At 41.9% G+C, this 12,595-nt stretch carries 10 protein-coding genes and 1 CRISPR repeat array; of the genes, 7 read left to right on the top strand and 3 right to left on the bottom strand.

All coding sequences use genetic code 11. The features are described 5' to 3' along the window. Positions 1 to 732 precede the first annotated feature (732 nt). Positions 733 to 1,602, bottom strand: a complete 870-nt coding sequence (aroF, locus tag V7L01_RS16995; RefSeq protein WP_335036674.1) for a 3-deoxy-7-phosphoheptulonate synthase — start codon at positions 1,600 to 1,602, stop codon at positions 733 to 735. 887 nt (positions 1,603 to 2,489) lie between these two features. Between aroF and V7L01_RS17000 the strand changes: the two genes are divergently transcribed. From V7L01_RS17000 to nifH, 7 genes are all read left to right on the top strand, one after another. Continuing rightward, positions 2,490 to 2,984 (top strand): hypothetical protein, encoded by a 495-nt coding sequence (locus V7L01_RS17000; protein WP_335036676.1) that lies wholly within the window; start codon positions 2,490 to 2,492, stop codon positions 2,982 to 2,984. A 168-nt stretch (positions 2,985 to 3,152) separates the two neighbouring features. Then, positions 3,153 to 3,800 (top strand): pentapeptide repeat-containing protein, encoded by a 648-nt coding sequence (locus V7L01_RS17005; RefSeq protein ID WP_335036677.1) that lies wholly within the window; start codon positions 3,153 to 3,155, stop codon positions 3,798 to 3,800. 199 nt (positions 3,801 to 3,999) lie between these two features. Next, entirely contained in the window at positions 4,000 to 4,275 is a 276-nt protein-coding gene (locus tag V7L01_RS17010; RefSeq protein WP_335036678.1) for a hypothetical protein, read from the top strand. 252 nt (positions 4,276 to 4,527) lie between these two features. Continuing rightward, positions 4,528 to 5,385: a DUF72 domain-containing protein gene (locus V7L01_RS17015; RefSeq protein WP_335036680.1), complete on the top strand. Its 858-nt coding sequence runs from the start codon at positions 4,528 to 4,530 to the stop codon at positions 5,383 to 5,385. Positions 5,386 to 5,683: 298 nt separating this feature from the next. After that, complete coding sequence (locus tag V7L01_RS17020; RefSeq protein WP_335036682.1) at positions 5,684 to 6,124, top strand: hypothetical protein; 441 nt, start codon at positions 5,684 to 5,686, stop codon at positions 6,122 to 6,124. Between the two features lie 416 nt (positions 6,125 to 6,540). Continuing rightward, the gene (rsgA, locus tag V7L01_RS17025; protein ID WP_335036684.1) at positions 6,541 to 7,602 is read left to right on the top strand and encodes a ribosome small subunit-dependent GTPase A; all 1,062 of its coding nucleotides are present in this window, start codon (positions 6,541 to 6,543) and stop codon (positions 7,600 to 7,602) included. A 1,665-nt stretch (positions 7,603 to 9,267) separates the two neighbouring features. Beyond that, positions 9,268 to 10,158 carry a nitrogenase iron protein gene (nifH, locus tag V7L01_RS17030; protein WP_335036686.1) on the top strand — a complete coding sequence of 297 codons (891 nt, stop codon included), beginning with the start codon at positions 9,268 to 9,270 and terminating at the stop codon, positions 10,156 to 10,158. A 265-nt stretch (positions 10,159 to 10,423) separates the two neighbouring features. Continuing rightward, positions 10,424 to 10,816: direct repeats of the CRISPR family, unit length 37 nt; unit sequence GTTTCAATCCCTAATAGGGATTTTGATTAATTGCAAT. A 268-nt stretch (positions 10,817 to 11,084) separates the two neighbouring features. Here nifH and cas2 read toward each other — a convergent pair. Beyond that, positions 11,085 to 11,372 carry a CRISPR-associated endonuclease Cas2 gene (gene cas2 / locus V7L01_RS17035; RefSeq protein WP_335036688.1) on the bottom strand — a complete coding sequence of 96 codons (288 nt, stop codon included), beginning with the start codon at positions 11,370 to 11,372 and terminating at the stop codon, positions 11,085 to 11,087. Between the two features lie 33 nt (positions 11,373 to 11,405). Further along, positions 11,406 to 12,410 carry a type I-D CRISPR-associated endonuclease Cas1d gene (gene cas1d / locus V7L01_RS17040; protein ID WP_335036690.1) on the bottom strand — a complete coding sequence of 335 codons (1,005 nt, stop codon included), beginning with the start codon at positions 12,408 to 12,410 and terminating at the stop codon, positions 11,406 to 11,408. Positions 12,411 to 12,595 lie beyond the last annotated feature (185 nt).

Below are 12,595 nucleotides of genomic sequence, written 5' to 3' on the forward strand. Positions count from 1 at the left end.
ACGTACTAGCTTGTCATTAGACATCGCATTTTCCGCAAAATGGATGGTTGGTTGCGATTAATTCTAATTAGAAAAGCATAATATTAGTTAAGCTAAACATTAGTGTACTAATAATTGTTTTTTTCGCCTACCCCTTTTGGAAAGAAATTATTTTTATACAGCAGTTTGCTTTTTAAGTGAGGTAGAAAATACAGGACTCACGCATCAGATATAAAGAGTTTCTACCTCCAGCAAGAACTGCCTCAAAACCCATAACTTTGTAGTTCATCCATCCAAAAGAAAACTGCTGTATATAGGGTTATGTTGCAAAAATTGTTTGAGAACAAATGGAATAGCCCAAGCAACAACTTTATTTTACGAAAGCGTAGTTTACCGCCGTAGGCATCGCTGTTTGTAATTAAGCCAAAATAGATATTTTGACCGATCCCACGCCTACAAAAAAAATCGCAAGTCTTTGCCACACGTTCTTGCGATCGCGACACTCGTAGACTCGTTAACGCTCCGCTATCGTTTTCATAAAAAACCGTGCGAAAATCAAAGTCATTAAGCTGTCGCGCATTTAATTTGCACAACTAGGGCGGGCAAGATGCCCACCCCACAAGAGATTCATTTTTTTGAGGATGCAAATTAAAAGATTTTTAGCTTAGTAGCAATGACCAATGACTAATGACCAATGACTAATGACCAATGACCAATGACCAATGACCAATGACCAATGACCAATGACTAAATTTAAGCAGCACAAAAAATCGGGGCAGGTTCTAAACCCGCCCCGACATCTGATATACTCCGCCCAACGGCTGTTGCTACAGGCTTTAAACTATCAACCAAACGCACCATATCTTCTAAAGAAAGTGCTTGACGCGCATCAGAAACAGATTTTTCTGGTTCTGGGTGACATTCAATAATTAATCCATCAGCACCGCAAGCGATCGCAGCCCTAGCCACAGGTGCTACCAACTCCCGTTTACCGACGGCATGGGAAGGATCTACAATCACAGGTAGGTGAGTTATTTGCTTAAGTGCTGCCACTGCTCCTAAATCCAGGACGTTACGAGTGTAATCATCGAAGCTGCGGATACCTCTTTCGCACAACACCACATCAGGATTCCCGTGGCTGAGGATATATTCAGCAGCCATCACGAATTCTTCAATTGTCGCTGCTAACCCACGCTTAAGTAGTATTGGTTTACCAGCTTGTCCCAAAGCTTTGAGTAAGTCGAAGTTTTGCATATTACGACTACCAACTTGAAGCATATCAGCATGGGCGGCGACTACTTCAATTTGGGAAATTGACATTACCTCAGTGACAACCGGCATATTGTAAAGCGATCGCACCATTGCCAAAATCTCCAATCCTGACTCTCCCATACCTTGGAAAGCGTAGGGAGATGTCCGGGGTTTGTAGACACCGCCACGCAATCCCTGTACCGATGCAGTAGATAGCTTTCGGGCGACTATCTCCATTTGTTCTAAGCTTTCAACAGTGCAGGGGCCGCCGATAATTACCAGTTCTTTGCCCCCGAAAGCGACTTTTTCTGAGATTTTAACGATTGTCTGGTGGTTCAGATGGGATTGTCCGGCAAGTTTGGCGTTAATCATGGTTCTATTCTCCTAAAAATTAAGTATTGGGGACTATTTTGCGATAAAAAAAAGCCCGAAACCTTTGAAGAGTTCCGGGCGCGTTCTGATTCATCGACATGACGCTATTTACCCGGAATTTAGTCTGGGCCAAAAGTAAAAGCCATAAAACCAGCTACTGAAATAAGTCATGACGATGAAATTCTCCTTAAAACAACAAAAACCGCAGAGTTGCCTCTGCGGTTCACCGGGCGGTTTCCATTAGGAAACTCGATTCACTCCCGGTGAACCACCCTAAACCAAAAATAAAAGTAGGAATTTGTGTTGAGCATTTGCGGGGCTTTTGCTGGAAAACTTAATAACTATACCTATGTAAGCTAACATTAACAGGAAGAGTAAGCGGTGTCAAGACCCCCACAAACTATAAAAAAGCGATAGACTCAGTACAACTAACTGTAGGAGTCAAGGCTAGTAACGCTTTGCACAATTCAAAATCACGCCCTGTTCTGATTGTGTGGTGAAGTACTAGTTGCTTGTTTGCGTAGACGAAGAAAGTGGTTTGTCATTAGATATCACCATAGTAAGTTTACAAATATTGTTGTGTCATGACTAATGAGTAGTATAAAGGATCAAAAATCAATGGTGAAAAATCTAAAAATTCACAATATGGTGATTCTCTAATGACATAGAATACAGCCAAATCAAGGTAATCAGAGAGAACTCTAAGCGGTGGCTTCCGTCGCTCAGAAGTTCAAACCAGGATTGAGAAGTTAAAATATATAATTCTCCTGACTTGTCATCTCACCTTGTGAAAGCTAATTGCAGACAATTGGCGATCGCTATACATTATTATTCTTCCCTAAGTCCTCATTGACCAGATCAACTTTTTAGGAACATTCAGTTTCATTATGCCCAGTTCCAAAATCTTAGCCCAATCTTTCGACTATTATGGAGTTTATCCCTGCCCAGTCTGTCGGATAGGTAAGATTTCTCATATGCCATTGATGGAAGCTATGGCTTGTGACTTTTGTCAAGAGATTTTTACAGTTAACCTAGAACTCCAGCAAATCAAGATGCCCTCTAGGCATCCACCCTTAATTTGGCGTTGGAATGGGTTTAGTTGGACAGAAGCCCAGTTAGAAGGTGTGGAATTAGGTTGGGGTTATGGACTAGCAGCAGCAGTTTTTGTAATTCTTCCCAGTAGTTTAATTGGCATAGTAGCTTACTATTTTCCTGCTAATCTCAAGGAACCTATTACCTGGACGCCATATATTTGGACGGTATTAACTTTCTTGTCACACTTATCAATTATTGTTTGGATTGTTATTGAAATTTATCAGATTCCAGTTGCAGCATATTTGAGAGCGATCGCTCGATGGAGAAATGGGGAGATGGGGAGATGAGAAGAGAGGAAGCAGGGGAGGCAGGGGGAGCAGGGGAGGCAAGGGAAGAAAAACTATTGATTCTTGAGTCATGCCCAATGCCCAATGCCCCACGATCTATAACAAATGATGCGGCGAATAGATGGCTCCATCACTCATAATTAAGTTGATTGTCCACCAAAATATCGTATGAGCGATCTGGAGCGGTACTATAGAGTTTTGGAATTAGAGCCTGGGGCAACACTTGACGAAGTGAACCAGGCTTACAAAGATTTAGTCTTTGTTTGGCATCCCGATCGCATTCCCAAAGACAATCTCCGTTTACAGCAAAAAGCACAAGACAAGCTGAAAGCCATAAATGAAGCTCGTGAAAAGTTGCGTTCTCTAAAAACCAAACATCAAAATACACATCATTCACCGCCACCTCAACAGGAAAAACCATCTCAAACAATCCAGAAACCACCAAAGCAAAACTCAGACTTGAGTGGCAAAGACTACAGTCGGGCAAATTTGAGCAATAAAGACTTATCTGGCAGAAATCTGAGTTATGCCAATTTGAGCGGTGCTAATCTCAGCGATACTTTTATGCACAAAGTCAACCTCAGAGGTGCGAATTTATCTGAAGCAAATTTATTTCGGGCAAACCTACTTTTAGCGGATCTCAGGGAGGCGAATTTACGCGCGGCTAATTTGATTGGAGCGGATCTTAGTGGGGCCGACTTGCGAGGAGCCGACTTGACAGGAGCGCGGATTCGTTCTGGTGAGCGTCTTCTGGTTAAACTAGTTGGTACTAACTTAGCAGGGGCAATTATGCCTGATGGTGCAATTTATCAATAACTGAGCGGCAGCAGTCCAATGAATATCAAGTCCGAGTAATTAGTTATGATTCCACAGTCGTCATTGCACCCCACCCCTAGCCTCTCCCCGCAGGCGGGGTGGGGTTCTTGAGGTTTAATAAGTAATCAAGCGGACATGATATGAGCAACATTTCCAGCCACAGGCTGGAAACGAGGTTTTAAATACGCGATATACCGAAATGAGTAAGCAATATGCCTTTTTGCTTGCTGAATCTACCGAAATGAGAAAGCAATATGCCTTTTTGCTTGCTGAATCTACCGAAATGAGTAAGCAATCAAGCATTTTGAGAAAGCAATATGCCTTTTTGCTTGCTAAATCTACCGAAATGAGTAAGCAATCAAGCATTTTGAGTAAGCAATATGCCTTTTTACTTGCTAAATCTACCGAAATGAGTAAGCAATCAAGCATTTTGAGTAAGCAATCTGCGCTTTTAACGATCGCCACTATCCTTTAACAAGTTGGGAATCTGACCTAGCTTCATCCATCCCTACACAATACTTCTCGGATAAGGGTTGAGCCGTCCTAAATTCAGATCCCCCCGCCTACGGCGACCCCCTTAAAAAGGGGGTAAAAGAGGGTTAGAAGCCCCCCAATTTATCGGAGGGTTGGGGGGATCTGCAACGACTAATTGCGCTAACCGAGAAGTATTGCATCCCTACAACCTGCTTGTAAAATTGAATATGATACATCAAGGCATTTAGGCACTGTGAACTTTTTTATCGGTTGTGCTGTTTGGGCATATAAAGGTTGGGTGGGCGAACTCTATCCCCAAGGCACTCGCACTGCCGATTTTCTCCATCTCTACAGTCGTCGCTTCACCACTGTAGAAGGTAACACCACCTTTTATGCAGTGCCTAACCAAGAAACTGTAACCCGTTGGGCTGCCGAAACACCAGCAGGTTTTGAATTTTGTCTGAAATTACCGCGAGATATTACCCATCAAGGGTTGCTACAACCTTATATTCCGGCTGCTTTAAAATTTCTAGAGGGGATGCGCCCTTTAGAGAAGCGTCTTGGCCCAATGTTTGCCCAGTTACCACCCAGTTATGCACCGACATTGCTTGACGATTTGACCAACTTTTTGTCAGCTTGGCCGCGTACAGAAGCACCCTTAACGCTGGAAGTTCGGCATCCTGACTGGTTCAGAGAACCCCATGCTAGTAATTTGACGGCGCTTTTAGAAAAGCTAGGTGTAGGAAGGGTGCTGTTAGACTCGCGCCCGATCTACACTGGAGATGATGACCCCCAGTTGCGATCGGAACGGCGTAAACCCAAATTACCGTTGCAATTGAGTGTGACAGCACCTTTTACTCTGATTCGGTTTATTTCTCATCCAGATTTATCAGTGAATCAGCCGTTTATGGAAGAGTGGGTAAAGCAGATTCAGCAATGGTTGCAAATGGGAGTGCGAATTTATTTCTTTGTTCATTGTCCAATAGAAGCGCGATCGCCTAGTACAGCCCGTCACTTCCAACAGCTATTAGAACAGAGTCATACACCAGTTCCACCCCTACCTTGGAATAACCTTGAGCATCCCCCCCATCAGCTCAGTTTATGGTCTTGAAAGGTAAGGCGCAAGAGTAGGGGGAGTAGTCCCACAGAATGATATTTATACTTTTTTAAGTTTTACAAAATATCTCATGTTTAGTAATTAAAAAAAGAGCGATAATTAGTGTTACGATACTTTTTTGTTAAAGCTTGAAATTCCTTTTTGTTTGAGAAAAAGGATAATAGTCCTCTTGGTTAAATGACGATGAGGCTTTAGGCAATACATGAATATATTTAACCTAAAAGTATTGATTGTTAATGTGAATGTGATTTAAGCGAATTTTTTGAGCGCAGTTATATCAAAGGAGGTTGAGATGAGTCGTCTTCTTTATGAAAATTCAGTCTCATACAAAGGATATCTGATTATTCCATTTGTTTTTGGGCAAGCTGATAATTACGAGATTTATTCGTATAAATTGCTATCTGAGATTGGGCACAAGAGCCAATTTCATAAGGCAGAAAACCCAGCAAAAATATATGGAAGTGGCGTTAGTAATATCGTTGATATTGCTAAAGAACATATCGATAACAATTCAGAGTTTGTTCATCGGGGGGATAGTTTTAAGTCTCGCTACATTTATCGGAACAATTTAATTATTATCTTCCAAGAAGGAGACAAATATTTTTATGACCATTACCCACCAGAGTTATTGAATAATATTGCAGCTCCAAAATTATTCAAATCTGAATATGAATGTCTGAGTTGGATTAAGCAAGGGCTTAATGGGCAACATGTGCGGCAAAGAGCTATTTGAAGGAGGCAGGAGTTAGAGACTTCCTACTAAAAAATATCCCATCGTTTTGGTGAGCAGGGGAGGCAGGGGAAGCAGGGGAGGAAGAATCTAACAATTGTCTTCGCTCCCAAAATTGAATAATTTAATTTCTGGAAGTCCCTTAAACGAATTTTCTGGAATAGGGTAATGTAGTAATGTAGATTATTTACTGTAGTACACAAGGAGGACGAACTATGACTGAGTTGCTAGCAGTCCGGGTTACTTTGGCCATCCCAACTCAAAGGACACAAGGCACAGAGATTCTGTTCAGTCCTCTTTTCTACAGGAATGAAAACTAGAATTCACAGACATTCTTGTGTGGGCAGTTCCCCTGCATAGAAGTGTCCTCCTCTGTGAAGCCTTGTGCAAAACAAGTAGCACACATCGAGGAAACATCAATGAATTTGGATTATTTAGGCTGGAGTGACTTTTTTGCTCGCAGCTTTGAACCCTATCGCTTACAAGGATTTAGCGTTGGTAGGGTTGCTATTGAATACAGAAATACTTACACCCTGTATAGCGAACAGGGAGAACTTTCAGCAGAAGTTACAGGTAAATTGCGGCATCGGGCTTCTCAAGTGCAAGACTTTCCAGCAGTGGGAGATTGGGTTGTAATTACTGTTAGAGAATCTGAAGGACGAGCCACTATCAACGAGATTTTACCCAGGAAAAGCAAATTTTCCCGCAAGACGGTGGGTAGTAAAACAGAAGAACAAATTGTTGCAGCTAATATTGATACAGTCTTCTTAGTCTCAGGGCTAGATGGCGATTTTAACCCTAGAAGAGTTGAACGTTATCTCATTCTGGCTTGGGAAAGTGGTGCAAATCCAGTAGTGGTGTTGAACAAAGCAGATTTGTGCAACTCTCTAGAAGAGTACTTAGCACAAGTAGAAGCAGTTGCTTTGGGTGTACCAATTGCGGTTTTAAGTGCCACCAATCATCAAGGATTGGATGCCTTGAAACCTTACCTGCAACCAGGACAGACAGTTGCTTTGTTGGGGTCTTCTGGTGTTGGTAAATCCACCATCACTAACCAACTCCAAGGCACATCTGTGCAAGCTGTGCAACCAGTACGGCAAGGTGATGACCGAGGTAGACACACGACAACTCATCGTGAGTTGATTTTACTCCCTACTGGGGGATTAATTATTGATACCCCAGGAATGCGAGAAATCCAAATTTGGGCAGGTGATGAAGGTTTGCAAGAAACTTTTGCAGACATCGAAACCTTGGCGCAGGAATGCCATTTCCGCAATTGTCAGCATAATAACGAACCCGGTTGTGTAGTGCAGCAGGCTTTGGCTGAGGGAGAACTTGATTATTCTAGGTTTCTCAGCTACCAAAAGTTGCAAAAAGAACTCGACTACCTTACTCGCAAACAAGACCAGAGGGCGCAACTAGCCGAGAAAGAACGATGGAAAAAGATTCATAAAGCCATGCGAAATCATCACAAGCGCTGATTGCGCTGATTAGGGGCTGCTGTCTCCAGTCAAACATTGAGGCGGCAGCCTGGGAACGAGGAAATGATCGCAAGCGTTAACTGCACAGGTGTTATATCATATCCGTTTGATTACTTCTTAAACCCGAAGAACCCCACCCCGCCAAAGCTATGCTTTGTCTCCCCTCCCCGCAAGCGGGGAGGGGTTGGGGGTGGGGTGCAATGACTGTGGGAATCATAACTAATTATGCGGGTAGTGCTATATTTTCCAGATTTATAGCACTACAAGGTGCAATGACTGTGGGAATCATAACTAAATTATGCGGAAATGAGATTATATCTATCCGGTGAAAGATTTATTATTAAAACCGTAGGGCTAAAGGTAGGGGGAGTTTTGAATTATAGGTAATTAAGCGAACTTTATATTATCGGGTGAAATTTTGTGAGTTATTTAATCTACTTACTTTATTGACTGACTAAATTTTTGATTGCAAAAAGAAGGAATTTTGTTTTTGTTGTCAAACATTAGTTTTAAATACTTTTATCAAATACCCAAAAGTATCTAACTGCACAAATTGGCGATGATAAATAATTTTATTAATTAGCAATCTGTGAACGCGTAACTTATGGCTATTAAAGATCCTAAGGATAATGTTCTAGCAAATAGATAAATAATTTGAGATTCGATAAATAAATTAGTGAGATGTATGTTATGGTTTTTATAGGAATCAAAAAAGGAAAAGCACAAAAGACTTCAAGAAACTTTGAGGCAAGCTCAAGAAAGTTTTTTTGCTCTGGTAAGTCCACTTCACTTCGCTACATCTTTTTGTCACTAAAATCTAAAACTAGATTGAGTAGGATAGTAGCCTTTGTAACAACTTGAAGTCAATCTAAATTTATCTGGGTTATGAGCCAATAAGAGTTGGCTAACCTAGCTAGAGCATTACCCACAAAAGGCGATTACTCTTGGAGTCTGGGAAGAAAGACTCTTAGTACAGCCTGACAAATCAATAGAAATACAGAATATTTACGAACTTATTCTTGCGGGAGCAAACATTTTCAACCGCAAACTAAGTTGAAGCAGTTGCTGATTTTTGGAAGGAAAACTTCAAGCAATATGGTGTTGTTCCACAATTGTTAGGAATTTAACCATACTGTCAAAACTCACCAAGATATTATCTCAGCCAGAGTGTTAGAGGTTGCCTGTGCAAGCATTAAGTATTGCACCTGTAGCTACCACTTTTAGGCTGAAATTCATCCTGCTGCATCAATCACGAAACGAGAAGCGCTATAGAAGTTCTTAGCGACTTGACATTAGCAAAATCAGAGAAGTTACAGCGACCATTTAGAGTGGATTGCAATTTGGTTGGTTGTGTGGTTCAGGGAATAAATCTGCGTTCATTTGAATTCCTGCTGCAACCACTCTTCAGGCTTGAGCAACCATTTGGGATTCTGTTACAACAACTGACAATGCTGAAGTCAAAGTTTTAAAGGCTTCGTTATTAGGAAATAGAGATTTCTCTATCCCTTAAGCTATCGCTTCGTGGGTAAATATGTTCTGATTTTGACTGCTTTACCAGGATGCAATGTCTAGCGACAATAGACTCTACTTCCCTACGACACCAAGAGTGGACAACTACATCAAGCTTACCACCCATCAATTAAATCATTCTAGGAAAACACAACCATGACTGACCCAAAGATTAGACAAATAGCTTTCTATGGTAAAGGCGGTATTGGTAAATCTACCACCTCTCAAAATACCCTTGCAGCTATGGCTGAAATGGGTCAACGCATTCTGATTGTTGGTTGCGATCCTAAAGCTGACTCTACCCGTTTGATGCTACACAGTAAAGCTCAAACAAGCGTTCTACAATTGGCTGCTGAACGCGGTGCTGTAGAAGATATTGAACTCGAAGAAGTAATGCTGACCGGTTTCCGCGATGTACGTTGTGTGGAATCTGGCGGCCCTGAGCCTGGTGTGGGTTGCGCTGGTCGTGGTATTATCACCGCTATCAACTTCTTAGAAGAAAACGGTGCTTACAAAGATGTTGATTTTGTAAGCTACGACGTTTTGGGAGACGTTGTGTGCGGTGGTTTCGCAATGCCTATCCGTGAAGGCAAGGCACAAGAAATCTACATCGTTACCTCTGGTGAAATGATGGCGATGTATGCAGCTAACAACATCGCTCGTGGTGTTCTCAAATATGCTCACACTGGCGGTGTGCGTTTGGGTGGTTTGATTTGTAACAGCCGTAACGTTGACCGGGAAATCGATCTTATCGAAACCTTGGCAAAACGTTTGAACACCCAAATGATTCACTACGTACCTCGTGACAACATTGTACAACACGCAGAATTGCGTCGGATGACTGTTAACGAGTACGCACCTGACAGCACTCAAAGTAACGAATATCGGACATTGGCTCAAAAGATAATTGACAACAAGAACCTTACTATCCCCACCCCTATTGAGATGGAAGAGTTAGAAGAGTTGTTGATTGAATTCGGTATCCTCGAAAGCGAGGAAAATGCTGCAATGCTAGTTGGCAAGACTGCTACTCAAGCACCTGTTTAAAGTATTGCTAAGTAAATAATGGTTTAGGGTGGGCAGCTGCCCGCCCTTTCATTTTTGCATTTCTTTGTTTGAAAGGAATATACCGCGATCGCTCGGTTAAGGCAAGAGACGCGATAAATCGCCGTCTCTACAAAGGACGATTATTGCGGCGATTTTAGGGTGTGTCATCAAAAAACCTTGTCCGAACCTTATTGACTTTGACCTCTCTCCAAACCTCTCTCCTAAAAGGAGAGAGGCTTTGAGGTTTACTCCCTTTCCTATACTAGTTTCAATCCCTAATAGGGATTTTGATTAATTGCAATAATTGCGGCTACTTGGTGGTACTCAATTGAACGCAGTTTCAATCCCTAATAGGGATTTTGATTAATTGCAATAGGTCAGTTTTTAAAAACTTGATGGCTGCGTCATCGTTTCAATCCCTAATAGGGATTTTGATTAATTGCAATTCGTTTTGCACAGTTACTTATTTGGGGCAAACAAGTTTCAATCCCTAATAGGGATTTTGATTAATTGCAATGATGAGTTTCGCCGCTCCCGCCCTTTGTTTACTCGTTTCAATCCCTAATAGGGATTTTGATTAATTGCAATGACGACCTAATGGTTCATCCACTTGATTTATATGTTTCAATCCCTAATAGGGATTTTGATTAATTGCAATAGCGGGAGCCTGAAAGCCAAGCTGTATTTAGTTTTCAAGGTACGGTTGCGCGATTCCAGAGGAATCATAGCATTAGAGAATTCGTTTGGAAAGAGCGCCAGGAAAATTTAAAGGCTGAAATCGTATTTTGATAAGCATTTCAGAGATTGCGCGGATGAGGATTAGGCGACTAATGGGTTTAAAGCCTTACTGGAGTTGGAATAGAAGCACTTTTTTCTGGCTGTGAAATTTCTACACCTACCCTTCCGCGCATTTGAGATACAGGAACCTAGCCAGAAGCGGACTCAGCAAAGAAAATTGTTTCGTCTCGTGGCTGTTCTCCGCCAATACGTTCGACTTTTCTCTGACAACAGCCACAGAGAAAATAAAAGCGCACGCTGTCAGTGTCGGGTTTAATCAATTTAGCTAAACGCGATCGCAGTTTAGCATACTGAGTGGGAGTGATATCGCACTCAAACACACTCAGTTGCATCCATTGTCCGTAAGACTTCAAAACCGAATGGATTTTAGTCCGACGCTTATCTTCTGGAATGTCGTAGCTGACAACAATATACATGGTGGGAGTAGGGAGATGAGGGAGAATGACTAATTATTTGAGAATTAAAGGGGGATATTTATCGATTTCATTCATGAGATACTTACTTAATAACCTCGCCTGAATTTCAAAAGATTCTTGGTAGGTGCATTTGTTTCCCATGACTGGATGTTTGAAACTCGATAGTTTCTTTTGTTGGTAGGCGCGAAGAAATGTATGCAGCCCTTCTTTGGTTAAAGACACAGCACCACTGAGCGGTTCGGTGGTAAAGTCAGTTAGGGTTAGCGATCGCTTGTTAATCAGCGACAACACTACAGCATCCACTATTAAAGGACGAAATTCTTCCATTAAGTCTAAGGCTAGGGAAGGTCTACCATAACGCTCGACGTGTAAGTATCCTAGATAGGGATCGAAGCCAACAATATTTAAAGCACTTTGCACATCATGACGTAGTAATGAATACCCAAAACTCAGTAGGGCATTAACTGGATCGGTTGGTGGGCGGCGGCGTCTGGCTTCAAATCGAAATTCTGAGGTTTTGATTAGCTGTTGAAAGCAACCGAAATAGGCTGCACTACCAGCACCTTCTAAGCCTCTGAGGGAATCAATACTGCTAGTTTTTTCGATTGGTGCGATCGCGTTTTCCAATCGAGTGATGTTATTATTCATGTCAGTATCAGGATGTTCTCGCTGAGTGCGAAGTAAGCTATGGCGGTAATTTTTCAATTTACCCCGTACAAATCCTCTGACTAAATGTATTGCTGGTTGTGATTCTCCCACAGCTTGCCATTGGGCTTTACGAACAAAGATATTTTTAGTAGCTTCTGGTTCTAAACGCCCTAAATATCGTCCGTTTTGTGTGAGAAATGTTAAACAAATGTGACGTTCTAAAAGTTCGCTGACGACGGCGGGAGAAATAGTAGCCCGTCCTAGTACTACAATTCCTTCTATTTTAATTAAAGGGATATCTAAGATTGTTTTTTGTTCAGCTTTGACGGTGAGACGTTCGTCAACTTTACCGATAAAAGCATCGGCTTGTGTTACGTAAAGTGTTCCCATGATTTAATCCTTAATTAATTGAAAGTTATCAAACTCAATACAATACGGTTTGGTTAGCTTGTTTACTGCGCGAAGATCCCCCCAACCCCCCTTAAAAAGGGGGGCTTCTCTTCCTCCTTTACCCCCTTTTTAAGGGGGTCGCCACAGGCGGGGGGATCTTATTTGAACAGTGTTGAAAGTCAATA

This window comes from Nostoc sp., assembly GCF_036917095.1.
GTDB lineage: Bacteria > Cyanobacteriota > Cyanobacteriia > Cyanobacteriales > Nostocaceae > Nostoc.